This is a genomic window from Planomonospora antibiotica (assembly GCF_014647955.1).
GTDB lineage: Bacteria > Actinomycetota > Actinomycetes > Streptosporangiales > Streptosporangiaceae > Planomonospora > Planomonospora parontospora.
Window position 1 is genome coordinate 188,971 of the sequence record NZ_BMQE01000002.1, and the last position, 18,586, is coordinate 207,556.

19 protein-coding genes are annotated in these 18,586 nt (G+C 73.8%); 6 read left to right on the forward strand and 13 right to left on the reverse strand.

Annotated elements, in window-relative coordinates; genetic code table 11:
- Window positions 1-185 precede the first annotated feature (185 nt).
- Window positions 186-1,745 carry a coiled-coil domain-containing protein gene (locus IEZ06_RS02630; protein ID WP_189235042.1) on the forward strand — a complete coding sequence of 520 codons (1,560 nt, stop codon included), beginning with the start codon at window positions 186-188 and terminating at the stop codon, window positions 1,743-1,745.
- A 171-nt stretch (window positions 1,746-1,916) separates the two neighbouring features.
- On the opposite strand, the gene IEZ06_RS02635 is transcribed toward IEZ06_RS02630, so the two are convergent.
- A complete protein-coding gene (locus tag IEZ06_RS02635; RefSeq protein ID WP_189235043.1) occupies window positions 1,917-2,423 on the reverse strand; it encodes a MarR family winged helix-turn-helix transcriptional regulator in 507 nt (168 codons plus the stop codon).
- A 105-nt stretch (window positions 2,424-2,528) separates the two neighbouring features.
- On the opposite strand from IEZ06_RS02635, the gene IEZ06_RS02640 reads away from it, so the two are divergent.
- The gene (locus tag IEZ06_RS02640; protein WP_189235044.1) at window positions 2,529-3,605 is read left to right on the forward strand and encodes an alkene reductase; all 1,077 of its coding nucleotides are present in this window, start codon (window positions 2,529-2,531) and stop codon (window positions 3,603-3,605) included.
- Between the two features lie 106 nt (window positions 3,606-3,711).
- Here IEZ06_RS02640 and tsaD read toward each other — a convergent pair whose 3' ends face one another.
- The 12 genes from tsaD to IEZ06_RS02700 form a co-directional block, all read right to left on the reverse strand.
- Window positions 3,712-4,743 (reverse strand): tRNA (adenosine(37)-N6)-threonylcarbamoyltransferase complex transferase subunit TsaD, encoded by a 1,032-nt coding sequence (gene tsaD, locus IEZ06_RS02645; RefSeq protein WP_189235045.1) that lies wholly within the window; start codon window positions 4,741-4,743, stop codon window positions 3,712-3,714.
- Entirely contained in the window at window positions 4,736-5,167 is a 432-nt protein-coding gene (rimI, locus tag IEZ06_RS02650) for a ribosomal protein S18-alanine N-acetyltransferase (protein WP_189235153.1), read from the reverse strand. Before rimI ends, tsaD begins: the two co-directional genes overlap by 8 nt.
- A gap of 107 nt (window positions 5,168-5,274) precedes the next feature.
- Entirely contained in the window at window positions 5,275-5,958 is a 684-nt protein-coding gene (gene tsaB, locus IEZ06_RS02655) for a tRNA (adenosine(37)-N6)-threonylcarbamoyltransferase complex dimerization subunit type 1 TsaB (RefSeq protein ID WP_189235154.1), read from the reverse strand.
- Between the two features lie 204 nt (window positions 5,959-6,162).
- Window positions 6,163-6,729, reverse strand: a complete 567-nt coding sequence (locus IEZ06_RS02660; RefSeq protein ID WP_189235046.1) for a class F sortase — start codon at window positions 6,727-6,729, stop codon at window positions 6,163-6,165.
- Between the two features lie 6 nt (window positions 6,730-6,735).
- Complete coding sequence (locus IEZ06_RS02665) at window positions 6,736-7,335, reverse strand: hypothetical protein (protein WP_189235047.1); 600 nt, start codon at window positions 7,333-7,335, stop codon at window positions 6,736-6,738.
- A gap of 163 nt (window positions 7,336-7,498) precedes the next feature.
- Window positions 7,499-7,954: a tRNA (adenosine(37)-N6)-threonylcarbamoyltransferase complex ATPase subunit type 1 TsaE gene (gene tsaE, locus IEZ06_RS02670; RefSeq protein WP_307811643.1), complete on the reverse strand. Its 456-nt coding sequence runs from the start codon at window positions 7,952-7,954 to the stop codon at window positions 7,499-7,501.
- Window positions 7,955-8,192: 238 nt separating this feature from the next.
- Complete coding sequence (locus IEZ06_RS02675) at window positions 8,193-9,266, reverse strand: alpha/beta fold hydrolase (RefSeq protein WP_189235048.1); 1,074 nt, start codon at window positions 9,264-9,266, stop codon at window positions 8,193-8,195.
- Window positions 9,267-9,278: 12 nt separating this feature from the next.
- Entirely contained in the window at window positions 9,279-10,406 is a 1,128-nt protein-coding gene (gene alr / locus IEZ06_RS02680) for an alanine racemase (RefSeq protein WP_229797733.1), read from the reverse strand.
- Window positions 10,403-11,992 (reverse strand): NAD(P)H-hydrate dehydratase, encoded by a 1,590-nt coding sequence (locus IEZ06_RS02685; RefSeq protein ID WP_189235049.1) that lies wholly within the window; start codon window positions 11,990-11,992, stop codon window positions 10,403-10,405. Before IEZ06_RS02685 ends, alr begins: the two co-directional genes overlap by 4 nt.
- 10 nt (window positions 11,993-12,002) lie before the next feature.
- Complete coding sequence (locus IEZ06_RS02690) at window positions 12,003-12,362, reverse strand: holo-ACP synthase (RefSeq protein WP_189235050.1); 360 nt, start codon at window positions 12,360-12,362, stop codon at window positions 12,003-12,005.
- 186 nt (window positions 12,363-12,548) lie between these two features.
- Window positions 12,549-12,992: a hemerythrin domain-containing protein gene (locus IEZ06_RS02695; protein ID WP_189235051.1), complete on the reverse strand. Its 444-nt coding sequence runs from the start codon at window positions 12,990-12,992 to the stop codon at window positions 12,549-12,551.
- A gap of 257 nt (window positions 12,993-13,249) precedes the next feature.
- Window positions 13,250-14,665, reverse strand: a complete 1,416-nt coding sequence (locus IEZ06_RS02700) for a PhoX family protein (RefSeq protein WP_189235052.1) — start codon at window positions 14,663-14,665, stop codon at window positions 13,250-13,252.
- 165 nt (window positions 14,666-14,830) lie between these two features.
- On the opposite strand from IEZ06_RS02700, the gene coaA reads away from it, so the two are divergent.
- The 4 genes from coaA to IEZ06_RS02720 all read left to right on the forward strand — a co-directional run bounded on the left by coaA (window position 14,831) and on the right by IEZ06_RS02720 (window position 18,586).
- Window positions 14,831-15,766 (forward strand): type I pantothenate kinase, encoded by a 936-nt coding sequence (coaA, locus tag IEZ06_RS02705; protein ID WP_189235053.1) that lies wholly within the window; start codon window positions 14,831-14,833, stop codon window positions 15,764-15,766.
- A gap of 99 nt (window positions 15,767-15,865) precedes the next feature.
- Window positions 15,866-16,771 (forward strand): ABC transporter ATP-binding protein, encoded by a 906-nt coding sequence (locus IEZ06_RS02710; RefSeq protein ID WP_189235054.1) that lies wholly within the window; start codon window positions 15,866-15,868, stop codon window positions 16,769-16,771.
- Window positions 16,764-17,675 (forward strand): ABC transporter permease, encoded by a 912-nt coding sequence (locus IEZ06_RS02715; RefSeq protein ID WP_189235055.1) that lies wholly within the window; start codon window positions 16,764-16,766, stop codon window positions 17,673-17,675. Before IEZ06_RS02710 ends, IEZ06_RS02715 begins: the two co-directional genes overlap by 8 nt.
- On the forward strand, window positions 17,672-18,586 hold the full coding sequence (locus IEZ06_RS02720) for an ABC transporter ATP-binding protein (RefSeq protein ID WP_189235056.1): 915 nt from the start codon (window positions 17,672-17,674) through the stop codon (window positions 18,584-18,586). Before IEZ06_RS02715 ends, IEZ06_RS02720 begins: the two co-directional genes overlap by 4 nt.

Consider the following 18,586-nt stretch of genomic DNA (forward strand, 5'->3'; position numbering starts at 1 on the left):
CGGAACCGTAAATCCGGGAAATCCGTCGACAATCGCGATCTTTTAAAGCCGGATTCGAAAAACCTTGATCCAGACGCTATCGTTGCGCCCCGGGAGTCGTTCCCGTCAGCGGTTCGACCGCGTTTAACAACAGCCGGACCAATCCCACCGCGCGGCTGACCGTCGGCGAGTGAAGGAGCTTTTCGGTGGATCACTCCAACCAGACCCTGCTGCAGGCCGGCGGCCAGACCGCCATCCCCGACCGGATGCGGGAGCTCCTCGCCCGCGCCGCCCAGGACCACGTCTACGAGCAGCGCACGCAGGGCGCGGTGCTGGACGAGATCCGCCAGCGGCTCGAAGGCATGGAGTGGCTGCTGCGCGAGGTCAGGGAACGCGAGCTCGGCGGGCTGAACGGCACGCTGGAGTCCGTCCACGGCCGCCTGGACGACATCGCCGTACGGCCTCCGACCTGGGCGGAGGGACTCGCCCAGCACGTCGAGGCGGTCCGCGACCACGTCGACGCCGTCGGCGAGCGCGTCGGCGCGGTGGGGCAGCGGATCGACTCCGTGGGCCAGCGCGTCGACACCGTCGGAGAGCGGGTCACCCCCGTCGAGGAGCTGCCGAGCCTCTGGGCCGACCTCGGCACCGTCAGCGAGAACATGGACGAGGCGCTCACCCGCCTCCAGGCGATCCTCGACGGCACCAGGGGCGTCGGCGACCGGATGGACGAGTTCGCCGGGCGCCTCGGCCAGTTCCAGGAGAACATGGAGGCCGCGGCCGGCCGGTTCACCCGCCTGGACAAGTCGCTCACCGAGCTCTCCCAGCGCACCGAACGGGTGGAGAACGGCCTGGCCGAGCTCGCGGCGGGGGTGCGGGAGTCCGTGGACACCGCCGTCGGCCGCCTTCTCGACGCGATCGGGCAGGTGAGCGGGAAGGTCGAGCAGGCGGTGGTCCGGGTGGACGACCGGGTGGACGGCGTCGAGAGCCGCATCGACCGGGTCGACACCCGCCTGACCTCGGTGGACGGCCGCCTGGAGACCTCCGACGACCGCCTGGCCGGGATCGGCGACCACCTGGCGGCGGTGGACGGCCGCCTGGTCTCACTGGACGGCCGGCTGGCCTCGGTGGACGGCCGCCTGGAGACCACGGACGGCTGCCTGGCCGACATCGACGGCCGGATGAGCGGCGTCGAGACCCGCCTGGGCGGCGTGGACTCCCGCATCGCCTCGGTGGACACCCGGATCGCCTCGGTGGACACCCGGATCGGCGAGATCGGCACCCGCCACGACGGCCGCCTGGACAACCTCGACGAGCGCCTCGACGACATCGAGGGCCGCGTCACGAGCCGGATCGACGTCGTCGACGCCCGCCTGTGCGCGCTGGACAGCCGCGCGGAGAAGGCCGGCGAGCAGCTGGAGGCCGTCGACGACCACGTCGAGGCCGTCAACCAGCGGGTCAGCCAGCTCCCCGCCACCCTCAACATCAGCGAGGTCCACAAGCGCGTCGGCGAGCTCATCTCCGCCCAGACCGACGGGCAGGAGCAGCGCTTCGACACCCTGGACGAGCGCCTGGCCCAGGCCGAGGCCGCCCTCGCCCCGCTGGCCGACATGCTCCGCGCCCAGCCCGACCGCGAGCAGCTCGCCGAGGCCCTCGGTGAGATCGTGGACCCCGTCCGCACCGATCTCACCCGCCGCCTCGGCGCGCTGGAGGAGACCATGCTCGCCCTGGCCGAGGCGCTCCTGCGGCCCACCCGCACGAAGGACTGACGTCCGGGTACGGCTCTCCGGGCCCCGGTCCTCACGGTGGAGGACCGGGGCCCTTCCATTGCCGGAGGCCGGGGCCCCGGAGGCGTCCGCCGGCGAGCCCACGGCCGGGAACGCCGAGAGGCCACCGCGGGAGGTAACGACCCGCAGGCCGGGAACGCTGAGAGCCCGCCGTCAGAGGGCGCAGGCCCCCTCGCCGGACATCGCCTCGGGGCAGACGTTCTCCCGCACCACGCCCAGCAGCGAGAGCAGCGTCTCGACCTGTCCGGGGGTCAGCCCGCGGGTCATCCGGCGGTGGAGCTCCGTCGCGACCCGCTCCACCTCGGGGCGGAGGGCGTCACCCGCCGGCGTCGTGCTCACGATGCTGATGCGGCGGTTGGCGGGGGACGGGCTCCGGCTGACGAACCCGCTCCGCTCCAGGCGCTGCAGCATCTTGGTCATCGTGGACACGTCGATGCCGAGGATCCTGGCCAGCGCGTTCTGCGACTGCGGCCCGTTCTCCCACAGGGCGGTAAGGGCGCGGTCCTGCCCCGGGTAGAGGTCGATCTCCGCCAGCAGCGCGGCGAGCAGCACCCGGTGGCCCCGCGCCGTCTGGGCCATCAGGCAGCTCAGCCCGTCGGGGTCCTCCGTGCCGCACGCCGTCGGGTAGGCCGTCTCCTCCGCCGTCATCGGCTCCGCCATGTCCGCCTCCCTTTCCCGGCACAGCCTACCGCTTGCATATTGGTCGGCCAAGTTGTAGAACTAACCATTGGTCGGCCAAGTTGGTCGCCCAAGAAAGGAAGAGCCATGCCGTTCAGCGCCTTCGAACTCGGTCGCCTCCAGCTGCCCAGCCGCCTGGTGATGGCCCCCATGACCCGGTCCCGGGCCTACGTGGACGGGATCCCCTCCTCCCTCACCGCCCTCTACTACGCCCAGCGCGCCTCGGCCGGTCTGATCGTCACGGAGGGGATCCAGCCGAGCCCGGCCGGCAAGGGCTACATGGACACGCCGGGGCTGCACACCGACGAGCAGGTCGCGGGCTGGCGCGAGGTGACCGACGCCGTGCACGCGGCGGGCGGCCGGATCTTCGCCCAGCTCATGCACGCCGGCCGGATCGGCCACCCCGACAACACCGGCGCGCTCCCCGTCGCGCCCTCGGCCGTACGGGCCGCGGAGCAGATGTTCACCCCGAACGGCATGCAGGACCTCCCCGTCCCGGTGGAGCTGACCACCGCCGAGGCCGAGGCGACCGTACAGGACTTCGCGGACGCCGCCCGGCGGGCGGTGGACGCCGGTTTCGACGGGGTCGAGCTGCACGGCGCCAACGGCTACCTCATCCACCAGTTCCTGTCGCAGAACGCCAACCTGCGCGACGACCGCTTCGGCGGATCCGTCGAGGGCAGGATCCGGTTCGCCGTGGAGACCGCCCGGGCGGTCGTGGAGGCGATCGGCGCGGACCGCGTCGGCATCCGCATCTCCCCCGCCACCGGCGCCCAGGACCTCGTGGAGGACGACGCCCACGTGGTATACCCGGCGCTGCTGTCCGCCCTCGCCGAACTCGATCTCGTCTACGTGCACCACCTGGCGGGCGGCTCCGAGGAGATCGACGGGCGGATCCGCGACCTGTGGCCGAACGCGCTCATCGTCAACGACCCCTCGGCCGCCCACCCGGCCGAGGCCGCGGACCGGTGGCTGGGCCGGGGCGCGGACCTGGTGGCGCTGGGCAAGTACTTCCTGTCCAATCCCGACCTGCCGCTCCGCCTCCGTCTGGGCGCGCCGCTCAACGAGCCCGACTTCAGCACGGCCTTCGGCGGCGACCACCGCGGCTACACCGACTATCCCGCGCTCTCCCTCCACCCGGCCGGCGAGCCCGTCCTCGGCTGAGAGCGGTTCACCCTCAGGGACCGGAACGGGTGTCCGGTCGGCCCGAACGGTCCGGTCACGGGCGGGCGGCAGGCACGGGCGGGCGGCTCAGACGTGGACGGGCGGCTCAGACGTGGACGGTGGTGATCGGCAGGGAGGAGTCGGCCGGGATGTCCAGCGGGGAGGGGGACACCCCGGCGGCGACCAGGTCCGAGCCGAGAGCCGCCACCATGGCGCCGTTGTCGGTGCACAGGCCCGGACGGGGGACGCGCACCCGGACCCCCGCCGCCTCGCAACGCTCCTGGGCCAGCGCCCGCAGCCGCGAGTTGGCCGCCACGCCGCCGCCGATCAGCAGGTCGGCGACCCCGTGCTCCCGGCAGGCCGCCAGGGCCTTGCGGGTCAGCACGTCGACCACGGCCTCCTGGAACGAGGCCGCCACGTCGGGCACGTGGACCGGCTCACCGGCCTTCTCCCTGGCCTCGACCCACCGCGCCACGGCCGTCTTCAGGCCGGAGAACGAGAAGTCCAGGGTCCCGTCGTCGTACTTGCCCCGGGGGAACGCCACGGCCGTGCCGGAGCCCTCCCGGGCCACCCTGTCGATGTGCGGTCCGCCCGGGAAGGGCAGGCCGAGGACCCGGGCCACCTTGTCGAACGCCTCACCGGCGGCGTCGTCCACCGTGGAGCCGAGCGGGATCACCTCCCGCGCCACGTCCGGCACCAGCAGCAGCGAGGAGTGCCCGCCCGAGACGAGCATCGCGATGCACGGCTTGGGCAGGGCGCCGTGTTCGAGCTGGTCCACGGCCACGTGGGCGGCCAGGTGGTTCACCCCGTAGAGCGGCACGCCCATGCCCAGCGCGTAGGCCTTCGCCGCCGCCACGCCCACGAGCAGCGCCCCGGCCAGCCCGGGACCGGCGGTCACGGCGACCGCGTCGATGTCGGACAGGCGCAGGCCGGACTGCTCCAGGGCCCGCTCGACGGTCGGCGCCATCGCCTCCAGGTGCGCGCGGGAGGCGACTTCGGGGACGACTCCGCCGAAGCGGGCGTGCTCCTCGACGCTGGACGCGATCGTGTTGGCCAGCAGGGTGTGGCCCCGCACGATGCCGACGCCGGTCTCGTCGCAGGAGGTCTCGATCCCCAGGACCAGAGGTTCGTCACGCATTGAGATCCTTCTTCATCATGATCGCGTCGGTGCCGTCGGAGTAGTAGCCCCGGCGCAGGCCGATCCGCTCGAAACCGAACCGGTCGTAGACCGCCTGGGCCTCCGGGTTGTCGGCGCGGACCTCCAGGAAGACCGAGCGGGCGCCCCGCCGTACGGCCTCCGCCAGCAGCTCGGCCAGCATGGCGCCGCCGATCCCGGCCCTGCGGTGGCCCGCGGAGACGGCGATGGTCTGCACGTCGGCCTGGTCCCCCGCGGCGGCCAGGCCCGCGTAGCCGACGATCCTGTCGCCCGTCAGGGCCACCACGTAGTGCCGGGTCCGCGGCTGGTCGGCCAGCTCGCCGCGGAGCATGCCCTCGCTCCACGCGTCGGCGGGGAAGGTCTCCCGTTCGAGCTCCATCACCGCCGGCAGGTCGTCTGCGGTCATCCGCCGGAGCACCGCGCCCCCGGCGCCCCCGGCGCCCCCGGCGCCCCCGGTCTCCTCGCCGCTCCCGGTGTCCCCGCCGGGGGCCGCACCCGTGCCGGGCCCCTCGCTCACCTGGTGACCTTCTTCGGCGCGGAGGGCACCTGGGCGTCGGGACGGCGCAGGTAGATCGGACGGGGCGGGCTCAGCACCGGGTGCGTGCCGGCCGCCACGACCTCCGCCAGATCCGGCTGCCCCAGCTGCGCGGCGGCCAGCGCGGCCAGCGCCCCCGCACCGGGGTACTCGGGCGCGTCCGCCAGCCGTGAGGCGCCGACGACCTCGGCGTACATCCGCGCGCCGGCGCCGACGACCGGCAGATCGCCGGGCAGGTCCTGGGGCTTGTCCACCGCGGGCCCGGACAGCCGGGTCCGCGCGTCGGCGTAGTGGCCCCAGAAGACCTCCCTGCGCCGGGCGTCGGTGGCGACCAGGAACGGCTCGGACAGGCCGCTGCCGTAGGCGAGGGCGTCGAGCGTGCACACGCCGTACGCGGGCACCCCCAGGGCGGTGGCCAGGGCCTGGGCGGTCACCAGGCCGACCCGCAGGCCGGTGTAGGGACCGGGGCCGGAGCCCGCCACGATCGTCGTGACGTCGGCGAGTGAGGCTCCGGCCTCCGCCATGACGCGTTCGATCGCGGGCACGAGCAGCTCGCCGTGGCGGCGCGCGTCCACGGTGGTCGACTCGGAGAGGACCCTCGTGCCGTCGTGCAGCGCTGCGGTGACGGCGGGGGTCGCGGTGTCAAAGGCCAGGACCAGCACGGTCGTCAAGCCTAGCCCGTCGTACGGCGCGGCCCGCACCGAAGCCCGGACGCGGGCCCGCTGCCGGACCGGGTGCGGGCCCGGCGCGGTCCGCGCGCAGGCCCGTGCAGAGGTCCGCGCGCAGGCCCGTGCAGAGGTCCGTGCGCAGGCCCGTGCGCAGGCCCGTGCGCAGGTCCTCCGGCGGAAGGCCGTCGCCCTCCGGCGTCAGGTCCCGGGGTCGGCGGGCTTCACCAGGGTGGCGTAGACGATCACGTTGTCGGCGTACTCGTTCCGGTCCCAGTCGAACCGCCCGCCGCAGGTGATCAGGCGCAGGCCGTCCTCCACGTAGACCTTGTCCGCGGGGAAGTCGTCCTTGGAGACCTGCTCGATGGAGTCGACGCGGTACTGGGCGGTCCGGCCGTCGCTCCGCGCGACCTTGATGACCTGGCCCTCGCGCATGTTCTTGAGCTTGTAGAAGACGGCGGGGGCGTCCTTGGTGTCGACGTGCCCGAGGATGACCGCGGGCCCCTCGTCGCCGGGGACCGCGGTGCCGGTGACCCAGCCGGCGACGTCCGGCTTCTCATACGGCGGCAGCTCAACCTCTCCGTCGGTCACGCCGAGCTTCATCAGCGGCGCCTTGACGCCGAGCGACGGGATCTCCAGACGGCTGGGCACCACCTTGGCCCGGACGGGCTCGTCGTCCTCGGTGCCGCCCTTGCCGAACGCGACCATGACGGCGCCGGTGAGGACTCCGGCCACGATGATCCGTGACCAGCGGGGGGAATCGGCCATCGGGACCTACGAACGGCGGCGCCGCACGACCGCGAAGCCGACGCCGCCCGCCAGGGCCGCCGCCAGCAGCAGACCGGTGGTCCCCATCGGCATGCCCGAGTCGTCCGGTCCGCCGGCCGCGGTGCCGCCGCCGCCGGTGTGCGGGGCCTTGGTGCTGACGGGCTTGCGGGTCGTGGTCGGCTTGGCGCTGGGCGTGCTGTCCGCCACGATCCGCAGGTCGGCCGTACCGGTGTCGTTGGTCCCCTCGCACCGGGCGTTGACGTCGTAGACGCCGGGCTCGACGCCGTCGGCGATCGTGGCCTGCCCGCGGACCCAGGGGCGAGGCGTGGGCGTCGCGGTGCCCTCGGGGGCGGGGGTGGGCGTCACCAGGATGGGGTCGAGCGTGACGGGGGTGCGGAAGATCTCCGAGGAGGCGGTGCCGCGGTGCTCGGGACCGCCCTGGGGGATCGGGCAGTTCGCCAGCACCCAGACCTTGTCACCCGCCTCGGCCCGGGCGGGCTGGAGCTGGATCTCGATGTCGACCCGGCCGGCCCCCGTCGCGGTGACGGCGGGCGAGGAGGTCGCCGCGGCGTTCTCCGTCTCCGGCTCGGCCGTGCAACCGGTCATCCCGATCAGGGCGATGGCCCCGAGAACAGCGACACGCTTGACCCTTGGCACCGTCGCACTCCACTCCGCAGTCCGGCCGACGACCCTCGGCTGACACGACTTCCCGCCTGTTCCCCATTAAACATGGGCAAGAGCGCCAGAGTCGATCATCAGTGATGATGATCTATACCAAGTGGGAGGGAACCGTCTCCCAGCGGGCACCGATCCCGCGGAGCCGTACCGTGCGCTCGTCGTCCGCCTCCCCCCGGTCGATCCGGATCTCCAGCCGGTCCTCGACGAGCCCCTCGACCAGGCCCTCGCCCCACTCGACGAGCGTGACCGAGTCCTCCAGCGAGGCGTCCAGGTCCAGGTCGTCGACCTCCAGGTCGCCGCCGAGCCGGTAGGCGTCCACGTGCACGAGGGCGGGGCCGTCCACCAGCGAGGGGTGCACCCGGGCGATCACGAAGGTCGGCGAGGTGATCGGGCCGCGCACCTTGAGCCCTTCGCCGATGCCCTGGACCAGGGTCGTCTTGCCCGCGCCCAGCGGGCCGGAGAGCACCGCCAGGTCCCCCGGCCGCAGCAGCCCGGCCAGCTCCGCGCCCAGCTCCCGCATCTCCTCGGCGGTCGCCACGATCCTCACCGCTCACTCCCCTCCGCTCATGTCGCGCCTCCGCCCGTGCCGAGCCGCTGCTCATGTCGCGCCTCTGCCCGTGCCGAGCCTTTATCCGTGCCGAGCCTCTGCCCGTGCCGAGCCTTTATCCGTACCGAACCTCTGCCCGTACCGAGCCTCTGCCCGTGCCGAACCTCTATCCGTACCGAGCCGCTGCCCCTCCGCGTCCGGCCGCTCCCCGGCGGGCCGGTCCGCCCGGACCGGAGGGCTACTGCTCCGCGGCGTCCTCGGCGTCCGCCGCCACCCGCTTCAGCAGGTCGCGCAGCGCGTCGTTGACCGCACCCGGCCGCTCCAGCTGCACCAGGTGCGAGCTGTCCGGCACCTCGGTGTACCACGCGCGCGGCAGGGCCGCGGCCATCGCCTTGCTGTGCTCCACCGGCGTCAGCCAGTCGCCGTCGCCCACCACGATGGAGGTCGGCACGCCGTCCAGGACGCCCAGCGCGCTCAGTTTGTCGTGCGACATCAGCGCCGGGTAGAAGTCCGCGATCACCTCGAAGGGGGTCGAGCGGATCATCGACTCGACGAAGTCGACCACGGTGGGACTGACGTTCTCGGAGTCGCCGAAGCCCAGATGGCGCAGGACCAGGAAGGCCACGTCACTGCCGGCCTGGCGGCCCTTGTCCACCAGCGAGCCCCGGCGGCCGAGCAGCGCCACCGTGCTCGGAGTGATCATGTGCACCGCCTTGGAGAGCAGCGCGGGCAGGCCCAGCGAGACCTCGGCCAGCTTGCCGGCGGAGGTGGAGATGAGCGACACGCCCTTGATCCGCTCGCCGAACAGCTCGGGATGCCGGTCGGCGAGCGCCATGATCGTCATGCCGCCCATGGAGTGTCCGACGAGCACGCACGGCCCCGGGGCCAGCTCCTGGACGACCTCGTACAGGTCCTCGCCCAGCCGGTCGATCGTGGAGTCGTCGACCCGGGTGCGCTGCGAGCGCCCGTGGGAGCGCTGGTCCCACAGCACCAGGCGGTAGGAGTCGCGCAGGTCGCGGCGCTGGTAGTGCCAGGAGTCCAGGTTGAGCGTGTAACCGTGGCAGAGCACCACGGTCAGCGGGGCGTCCTCGGGCCCGTCGACCTCGGCGTGCAGGAAGACGCCGTCGGAGGTCGTGATCGTGACGGGCCTGCCCCGCAGCTCGCCCAGCGGCTCGCTCGCCTCAAGGTCGGGGCGGAGTCTGATCCTGCCCACGGCGTACCGCTTGGCGAAGGCGGCCGCCGCCACTCCGGCGGACGCCGCACCGAAGACCGCACTCGCGATCCCGACCCTGCGTCGTGTCGTGGTAGCCATCGCGCACCCCCTTTACCGGTAAACGCGCGGTACGCGTGAACCGATCCCGGTCACGATCTCATACGTGATCGTGCCGAGGGAATCCGCCCATTCCTGCGCGGTCGGCTCACCCCGGGAACCGTCGCCGAACAGGACCACCTCGTCTCCCTCCGTCACCGGGTCGTCTCCCACGTCGATCACGAACTGGTCCATGCAGACCCGACCGGCGATCCGCCGCCGGCGGCCTCCCGCGAGCACCTCCGCCCGGTTGGTGGCGTGCCGAGGGATGCCGTCCGCATACCCGAGGGGGACAAGACCAAGCGTGGTTTCACAATCTGTGACATAAAGGTGCCCATAGGACACGCCGGAACCCTCCGGCACCCGCTTGACCAGTGCGAACCGCGCCACCAGCGTCATCGCCGGGCGGAGTCCGAAATCCCCCAGCTCCGGGATCGGGCTCAGGCCGTAGAGCGCGATGCCCGGCCGGACCATGTCGTAGCGGGCGCGCGGGACCGCCAGCGCCGCCGCGGAGTTGGCGATGTGCCGGATCACGTGCGAACCCCCCGCCCCCGCCTTCTCCGCCACGGCCAGCGCCTCGTCGAAGGCGTCGAGCTGGGCCGCGACGGACGGGTGGCCCGGGATGTCGGCGCAGGCGAGGTGCGACCACAGACCGGTGATCTCCACCGTCCCCTCCGCCTGCCGGGCCAGCGCCCGGTCCAGCAGCGCGGGCCAGTCCGCGGCGGTCGCGCCGCCGCGCCCGTTGCCGGTGTCGGCCTTCAGGTGCACCCGGGCCGGGCGCCCGGCCCGGCCCGCCGCCGCCGCGATCTCGTCCACCAGCCACGGCGCGCCCGCGGCCAGCTCCACGTCCCGGGCGACGGCCTCCTCCAGCGGCTCCCCCGGTGGGATGAGCCACGACAGGACCGGCGCGGTGACGCCCTCGGCCCGCAGCGCCAGAGCCTCCCGGACGTAGGCGGTGCCGAGCCGGTCGGCGCCGCCCTCCAGGGCCGCCCGCGCGCAGGCCGCCATGCCGTGCCCGTAGCCGTCCGCCTTGACCGTGGCCATGACCCGGGCCCCGGACGCCCTGCTCCGCAGCAGCGCGGCGTTCGCCCGGATCGCCGAGAGGTCCACCCGCGCCTCGGCAGGGGTCATCGGGAAGCTCATCCCTCCAGTTTGGCAGCTCGGTCCTCGTGCCGGAGCCCGTTCACCACCCGCCTCACCGCGCCCGGAAGCGCCTCGGCGACGTCCCCGGCGGCCAGCGGCCCGTCCTGCCCGGCGACGCCGTGCAGGTACGCCGCGCACGAGGCCGCGTCGTAGCAGTCCAGCCCCGCCGCCAGCAGGGCGCCCGCGAGCCCGGCCAGCACGTCGCCGGTGCCGCCGGTGGCCAGCCAGGGGCTGCCGGTCGGGTTGACCCGGACCGGCCGTCCCTCCTGCGCGACCAGCGTGGTCGACCCCTTCAGCAGCACGGTCGCGCCCAGCTCCGCGGCGGCCCGCCGTACGTGCTCCAGCCGCCGCTCCTCGATCCGCGCCCGGTCCACGCCCAGCAGCCGGGACAGTTCGCCCGCGTGCGGGGTGAGCAACGTCGGGGCGTCGCGCCGGAGCAGCGACCGGTCCTCGGCGAGGAGCGTCAGGCCGTCGGCGTCCACCAGCACCGGGAGATCGCCCGCCAGCACCGATCGGGCCACCGCGAAGGCGCCGGAGTCCGTGCCGAGGCCGGGCCCGAGCACCCACGCCTGCACCCGGCCCACCCCGCCGGCCCCCTCGCCCGGAGCCAGTTCGGTGACCACGGCCTCCGGCCAGCGGGCCCGCACCCCGGCCACCGGCTCGGCCGCGCCCGCGTACCGCACCATGCCGGCCCCGCCGCGGACCGCGCCCCCCACGCACAGCACCGCCGCGCCGGTGTAGCGGCGGCTCCCGGCCACGATCCCGACGACCCCCCGGCGGTACTTGTCGGACCGCGCGTCCGGCCTCGGCAGCAGCCGCGCGACGTCCCCACCGGTCAGCGCGGCCACATCGGCGTCCGGCAGGTACGGCCCCAGCCCGATGTCGACCGGCTCCACCCGGCCCGCGTACCCCGCGCCCGGATCGACCAGCAGCCCGGCCTTGAGCGCCCCGAAGGCGACCGTGACGTCCGCCCGGACCGCCTCCCCCTCGACCCGCCCGTCGTCCGCGTCCACCCCGCTCGGCACGTCCACCGCGACGACGGCGCAGGCGGCGCCGGCGGTGATCCGCGCCAGCGTCGCGTACGGCTCCCGCAGCGCCCCCGTCCCGCCGATGCCGACCAGCCCGTCCACGACCAGGTCCGCCGCCCCGGCCAGCGCCCGGACCCGCTCGAACCGGCCGTCCGGCGAGCCCGCTCCGGCGCCCGGCGGGACGACCCCGCCGCCCGAGGAGGCGGCCCCGGGGTCCGCCGCGGGACCGCTCCGGAGTTCGAGCACCCAGCCGCCGGCCCGGCGCAGGGCCGCCAGCCCGGCCGCGTGCGCCCGCGACCCGGCCAGGACCGCGTCCACCCGCGCGCCGCGGGCCGCCAGCCGGGCCCCGGCGTACAGGGCGTCACCGCCGTTGTCGCCGCCGCCCACCAGGAGCACGACGCGCGAGCCGTACACCCGGCCGGCCGTGCCGCCGAGCATCCGGGCGCAGGCCGCCGCCAGCCCGGCGGCCGCGCGTTCCATCAGCGTGCCCTCGGGCAGCGTCGCCATCAGCGCCGCCTCGGCCGCCCTGATCTGGTCAGAGGTGTATGCCGTCCGCATTCCGCCCAATCTACGGGGCCCCGCCCTCCGCGATCACGTAGGCGACGGCGACACCGCCGTCGTGGGTCAGCGAGACGTGCCAGCGGACCACGCCCAGGATCGCGGCGACCTCGGCGGCCCGGCCGGTCACCCGCAGCTCCGGACGGCCGTGCTCGGCGGTCACCACCTCGGCCTCCACGTGGAGCAGCCCGGGCGGGGCCCCCAGCGCCTTGGCGACGGCCTCCTTGGCCGCGAACCGCGCGGCCAGGGACTCCAGCCGCAGATCGCGCTCCCGCTCGGTGAACAGCCGCGCCCGCAGCGCGGGCGTCCGCTCCAGCGTCGCCCCGAACCTGGCCACGTCCACGACGTCCACGCCGATCCCCACGATCACCCGCCCAGGCTAACCGGCCGCCGGGAGGTTCCCCCGCCGTTTCCCCCGTCCCCGGGCCGCCGGCCACCGCGTGCCCGGCCGACGACCGGTCCGGCGCGCTGCTGTCCGGAACCCGGACCCCGGGAGGCGCACGGTCCGCGGGGGCGGGGACCGTGCGCCTCCCGGAGGCCGGGGCCCCGGAGCGCCTCATCCGGCGACGGGCTGCTCCGGGGTGATGCGGTCCCAGGCCGAGATCGGCAGCATGATGATCGACGCGGGGAACAGCCCGTGCTCCTCGTGGTCGATATGGCGGTGCAGCTTCCCGATCGCCTCCAGCACGGCGGGCCAGTCCGGATCCGCCCGGTCGATCCCGCCGAACACCCCGTGGATCTCGTCGTGCTCGGCGCAGAGCCGGTCGACCTCCTCCGCCAGCGACCCCTCCTCGCGCAGCTCGGCGAAGAGCCCGCTCTCCTCGGTCGCGGTGTGCGGGAGCAGCTGCGCGAGCAGCTCGTCCAGGAGCGCCCCGGCGTCGCCGTACCGGCTCTCGCCGATCGCGCGGCGCAGCGCCCCGGCGGTCTCCCCGATCTCCCAGTGCTCCTGGGAGAGCCTGCCGATCAGCGGGAAGTCCCGGCAGCCGCAGTAGTTGCACATCGTGTGATCCTCCGGTCCTGGCCTGTGACCCCAGGATGCCCCTCCGGAGCCCCCGCCCGGCAGAGGAGGCGGTCCCGTCCCGCCAGGGCCCTTGGTCACTCCTCGCCCGCCCGGGAGCGGTACGGCCGCCCGGGAGCGGTACGGCGGCCCGCCTCCGGAACCGGGCCGCCGCCTCCCCTGCGGACGGTCCGCACCGCTTCCTCACACCTGGACGCTGAAACGCCGTCGTCCCTGTCCCGGCGCGGCGGTGCCGGACGCTAGAAGCCGCCGCGCCGCCAGGGGCCCCAGATCGCGAAGCTGACGCCCTGGGAGGACTGCACGTTGACGTAGAGGGTGTGGCCGCCGGGGCCGAAGGTGGAGCCGGCGAACTCGGCTCCGGCGTCGCCCGCGACGGGGGCCAGCCGGGCGAAGTCGAAGATCTCGCCGCGCCGGGTCAGACCGCGCAGGTAGTTGTCGCCGCCCCCGTCCTCGCACAGCACCAGGGTGCCCCGCGGGCTGGTGGTGACGTTGTCGGGGAGGTCGAGGACGACCGAACCGGGGGACTCGTAGACCAGCCGCAGCAGGCCGCTCCACGTCTCGTACGCCCAGACCTGCCCCCGTCCCTTGCCGAACCCGCCGGGCGGGCTGTCGCCGGAGGCGGTCGCGCCGCCCTGGGTGGAGACGAAGTAGATCGTGCCGTGGTGGTGGACCGCCCCCTCCAGCCGGGAGAACAGCGCCGCGCCCCGGGCCCGCCCCTGGTTCCCGACGGCCTGGATCGCGGTGTCGTTGCTCGGCCTGCCGGTGAACTCCGGGTCGGGGTCCTCGATGTCCACCCAGGAGGTCCGGTAGCAGGCCCCGGCGGGCTGCCCGAGCGAGAGGTCCTTGCCCGGCTCGCCCCGTACGGCGAGCATCTGGAGCCGGCCGCCGTCCAGGATCCGCCCGGCGCGCAGCGGATGCCTCGGCGGCAGGTAGCGGTAGAAGCCCGAGGCGAAGGCGAAGTTGTCCTCGGTGAGGTAGACCGCCCCGCTCGCCGGGTCGAACGCGGCCGACTCGTGCGCGAACCGCCCGGCGCTCCTGATCGGCCCGCCCGCCCGGCCGTCGAGCGGCACCTCGAAGATGTAGCCGTGCCTGCGCTGAAGCCTGCCGTTGTCCTGGCCGGTGAAGTCGTCGCCGACGTCCGGCCCGTTCACGGTCTCCTCGCAGCTCACCCAGGCGCCCCAGGGCATCGGCCCGCCGGAGCAGTTCATCTGGGTCCCGGTCAGGCTGGGCCCGGACCGGAGCACCCGGCCGTCGCGGGTGACCTGGAGCGTCGCCGTACCCCCGCCGGCCGCCGGGTCGTAGGCCTTCGCCGGGTCGCCGAACGCCCCGACGGGACCGTTGACCTCGTGGTTGCGGACCAGGATCGCGGTCCCGCGCGGCCCCCGGAACGCGGCCATGCCGTCGTGCCTGCCGGGGGTGGCCGTGCCGTCGGTGAACGCCTCGCCGGCCGGGTTGAACGAGCGGTACCGGAACCCCTCGGGCAGGTGCAGCCGGACCGCGCCGTCCCGCTCGTCGGGGACCGGGACCGGCGGCCCGTACCCGCTCCCGGGGCGGAGCTCCCCGTTCCGCCCCGCCCGGGCGACCCCGGCGAACGGGCCGGCCGCCCCGACCGCGGTGAGGGCTGCCGATCCGGCGAGGAAACGACGACGGTCCATGGCGCGGCTCCCTGGGTCCGGAGGGTTCACGCCACGTTAATCCCGAGTCATCGGCCGGTCATAGGGCACATGTCGACAATCGGCCGGGCGCGACCGGGCGCGGCCCGGAAACCCGGCGGAGCCCGGCGGCGGGGCGTGTCCGGCCGGTCAGTAGGCTTGCGGACCATGGCAGTTGGGTGGGACGCGGCCGTGCCGTACGTGGAACTGAGCCGGGAGCAGTGGAGCGAGCTCCGCAAGAACACTCCCCTCACGCTCACCGAGGACGAGCTGGAGGAGCTCCGGGGCGTCGACGACCCGATCGACCTGGCCGAGGTGACCGACGTCTACCTGCCGCTGACCCGGCTGCTCAACCTGCACTTCACCGGGGCCAGGCAGCGCAACGCCGCGGTCAACACCTTCCTCGGCGCCGGCCGGGAGCCCGCGCCGTACATCCTCGGCATCGCCGGGAGCGTCGCGGTCGGCAAGTCCACCACCGTCCGGCTCCTGCACACCCTGCTGGCCCGCTGGCCGGAGCACCCGCGGGTCGAGCTGATCACCACCGACAGCTTCCTGTACCCGAACAGGGTCCTCGCCGAGCGGGACATCATGCACCGCAAGGGCTTCCCGGAGAGCTACGACCGGCGGGCCCTGGTCAGGTTCGTGGCCGACGTCAAGGCGGGGCTGCCCGAGGTGACCGCGCCGGTCTACAGCCACCTGGAGTACGACATCGTGCCGGGCGCCGTGCAGACCGTGCGACGGCCGGACATCCTCATCGTCGAGGGCCTCAACGTCCTGCAGCCCGCCCCGCCGACCGCGCTGGCGGTCAACGACTACTTCGACTTCTCGATCTACGTGGACGCCAAGGTCGAGCACATCCGCGACTGGTACGTGGACCGCTTCCACAAACTCCGCCGCACCGCCTTCGAGGACCCCAAGTCCTACTTCCGGCACCTGGCCGAGATGTCGGACGCGGAGGCCACCGCGTTCGCCAGGGACATCTGGCGCGACATCAACGAGCGCAACCTCGTCGAGAACATCGCCCCCACCCGGGGCCGCGCCGGCCTCGTGCTCCGCAAGGGCGCCGACCACTCGATCAGCCGGGTACGGCTGCGCCGCGTCTGACCCCTGTCCGGGGTCAGGGTTCTCCCCGACCTTACGGACGAGGGTCGGGTCGTCCGGACGGCCGAGGCGGCGGCGGCCCCCGGCGGATAGTGTCCGATCATGACTATCCTCGCCACCGAGGGGCTCAGCAGGCGATTCCCCCGGGTGACGGCGCTCGACCGGCTCACCGTCACCGTGGGTCCCGGAGTGACCGGACTGGTCGGCGCCAACGGCGCGGGCAAGTCCACGCTCATCAAGATCCTGCTGGGCCTGCTCGAACCCTCCGAGGGGACCGCGCAGGTGCTCGGCATGGACGTGACGGCGCAGGGCGCCGAGATCCGCCGGGTCGTGGGCTACATGCCCGAGCACGACTGCCTGCCCCCCGACCTGTCCGCCACCGAGTTCACCGTGCACCTGGCCCGGATGTCCGGGCTGCCGCGCACCGCCGCCCGTGAGCGCGCCGCCGACGTGCTGCGCCACGTGGGGCTGTACGAGGAGCGCTACCGCGCGATGGGCGGCTACTCCACCGGCATGAAGCAGCGGGTCAAGCTGGCCCAGGCCCTCGTGCACGACCCGAAGCTGGTCTTCCTGGACGAGCCCACCAACGGGCTCGACCCGCAGGGCCGCGACGAGATGCTCGCCCTGATCCGCCGGATCGGCACCGAGTTCGGGATCAGCGTGCTGGTCACCTCCCACCTCCTCGGCGAGCTGGAGCGGATCTGCGACCACGTCATCGTGATCGACGGCGGCACGCTGCTGCGCTCCTCCGCCATCTCCGAGTTCACCCAGGCCACGCAGACCGTCACGGTCGAGGTCGAGGAGGGCCGGGACGTGCTCGCCGCGCGCCTGGCCGGACTGGGTGAGACCGTCACCGCCGCGGGCCGCACGCTCCTCGTCGAGGTGCGCGCCCCGGAGACCTACGACACGGTCCGCGATGCCGTCTGCGACCTGGACCTCAGCCTCATCCGCATGGAACAGGGCCGCCAGCGCATCGAGGACGTCTTCAGGGAGCCCGCCGATGTCTGACCTCTCACCCGGGACCCCGATCCTCGGCGGCGCCCCCGCCGGCGTCATCCACGACATCGGGTACCGCCACTACGACGGCCCGCGCACCGGCCGCGGACCCGCCACCGCGGCGCTGGCGGTGCACACCCTGCGCGGGGTCTTCGGCCTCGGCCGCCCGGCCCGCGCGAAGATCATCCCCTTCCTGCTGGCAGGCGTCATGATGCTGCCGGCCGTGGTCTCCATCGCGGTCATGGCCGTGGCCAAGCAGAAGATGGCCGGCTACACCGAGTACGCGGTCATGATGCAGGCCGTGCTCGCGATCTTCCTCGCCGCGCAGGCGCCGTACACCGTCGCGCCCGACCTGCGCTTCCGCGTGCTGCCGCTCTACCTGTCGCGCCCGGTGACGCTCTGGGACTACGTCGGGGCGAAGCTGGCGGCGATGGCGGCCGCGATGTTCCTGCTGCTGGCCGTACCGCTGACCACGCTGTTCATCGGCGAACTGGTCGTGGACCTGCCCGGTCCTCCGGACACCGGCGGCTACCTGACGAGCATGGCGGGCGCGGTCGGCTACGCGGTGCTGCTGGCCTGCGTCGGGGTGGCGGTCGCCTCGTTCACCCCCCGGCGCGGCCTCGGCGTCGCCGCGGTCATCGCGCTCTACCTGCTCGCCTCCGGAGTCTCGACCGTCGTCGCCGCGGTGATGGAGTCGGTCAACGACTACGACGCCGCCGCCTGGGCCTGGCTGATCAACCCGTTCTTCCTCGTGGACGCGGCCGTCCAGGTCGGGATCTTCGGCGCCGAGCCCTCCGCGCCCGGTTCCTACCCGACCGGGATCGGCGTGGCGGCCGCGATCACGATCATGCTCGGGCTGATCGCACTCTCGGTGACCGCCCTGGTCATCCGCTACCGGAAGGCGGCCTCGCGATGAACATCGAACTGGCCCAGGTCTCCCGCTGGTACGGCAACGTGGTGGCGGTCAACGACGTCACCATGACCATCGGCCCCGGCGTCACCGGCCTGCTCGGCCCCAACGGCGCGGGCAAGTCCACCCTGCTGCACATGATGGCCGGCTTCCTCGCCCCCTCGGGCGGGACCGTGACCCTCGACGGCACCACGATCTGGCGCAACCACGACGTCTACCGCTCGATCGGCCTGGTGCCCGAGCGCGAGGCCGTCTACGGCTTCCTCACCGGCAGGCAGTTCGTGCTCTCCAGCGCCAGGCTCCACCGCCTGCCCGACCCGGAGGGCGCCGCGGGCAAGGCGCTGGCGCTGGTCGAGATGGAGGCCGCCGCCGACCGCAGGATCGAGACCTACTCCAAGGGCATGCGCCAGCGGGTCAAGGTCGCCGCCGCGCTGGTGCACGACCCCGAGGTGCTCCTGCTGGACGAGCCGTTCAACGGCATGGACCCGCGCCAGCGCATGCACCTGATGGACCTGGTCCGCTCCATGGGCGCGGAGGGCAGGACCGTCCTGTTCAGCTCGCACATCCTGGAGGAGGTGGAGCGCGTCGCCCAGCACATCGAGGTCCTGGTCGCCGGCCGGCACGCCGCCTCCGGCGACTTCCGCGAGATCCGCCGCCGGATGACCGACCGGCCGCACCTGTTCCGGGTCCGCTCCAGCGACGACCGCCGCCTGGCCTCGGTCCTGATCGCCGACGCCTCCGCCGGGTCCGTCTCCCTCACCGAGGCCGGCCTGGAGGTCCACGCGGTGGACTTCCGGCGTTTCACCCGGCTGCTGCCCCGCCTGGCGCGGGACGCGGACGTGCGGATCTGGCAGATCTCCCCGGCCGACGAAGACCTGGAGAGCGTCTTCTCCTACCTGATCAACAGGAGCAGCTGA

Bases quoted from the DNA above. Each gene is read 5' to 3' on its own strand.
- IEZ06_RS02635 (WP_189235043.1), bottom strand. From the start codon at position 2,423: ATGGCGGAGCCGATGACGGCGGAGGAGACGGCCTACCCGACGGCGTGC.
- IEZ06_RS02640 (WP_189235044.1), top strand. From the start codon at position 2,529: ATGCCGTTCAGCGCCTTCGAACTCGGTCGCCTCCAGCTGCCCAGCCGC.
- tsaD (WP_189235045.1), bottom strand. From the start codon at position 4,743: ATGCGTGACGAACCTCTGGTCCTGGGGATCGAGACCTCCTGCGACGAG.
- rimI (WP_189235153.1), bottom strand. From the start codon at position 5,167: ATGACCGCAGACGACCTGCCGGCGGTGATGGAGCTCGAACGGGAGACC.
- IEZ06_RS02660 (WP_189235046.1), bottom strand. From the start codon at position 6,729: ATGGCCGATTCCCCCCGCTGGTCACGGATCATCGTGGCCGGAGTCCTC.
- IEZ06_RS02665 (WP_189235047.1), bottom strand. From the start codon at position 7,335: ATGACCGGTTGCACGGCCGAGCCGGAGACGGAGAACGCCGCGGCGACC.
- IEZ06_RS02675 (WP_189235048.1), bottom strand. From the start codon at position 9,266: ATGGCTACCACGACACGACGCAGGGTCGGGATCGCGAGTGCGGTCTTC.
- alr (WP_229797733.1), bottom strand. From the start codon at position 10,406: ATGAGCTTCCCGATGACCCCTGCCGAGGCGCGGGTGGACCTCTCGGCG.
- IEZ06_RS02685 (WP_189235049.1), bottom strand. From the start codon at position 11,992: ATGCGGACGGCATACACCTCTGACCAGATCAGGGCGGCCGAGGCGGCG.
- IEZ06_RS02695 (WP_189235051.1), bottom strand. From the start codon at position 12,992: ATGTGCAACTACTGCGGCTGCCGGGACTTCCCGCTGATCGGCAGGCTC.
- IEZ06_RS02700 (WP_189235052.1), bottom strand. From the start codon at position 14,665: ATGGACCGTCGTCGTTTCCTCGCCGGATCGGCAGCCCTCACCGCGGTC.
- coaA (WP_189235053.1), top strand. From the start codon at position 14,831: ATGGCAGTTGGGTGGGACGCGGCCGTGCCGTACGTGGAACTGAGCCGG.
- IEZ06_RS02710 (WP_189235054.1), top strand. From the start codon at position 15,866: ATGACTATCCTCGCCACCGAGGGGCTCAGCAGGCGATTCCCCCGGGTG.
- IEZ06_RS02715 (WP_189235055.1), top strand. From the start codon at position 16,764: ATGTCTGACCTCTCACCCGGGACCCCGATCCTCGGCGGCGCCCCCGCC.
- IEZ06_RS02720 (WP_189235056.1), top strand. From the start codon at position 17,672: ATGAACATCGAACTGGCCCAGGTCTCCCGCTGGTACGGCAACGTGGTG.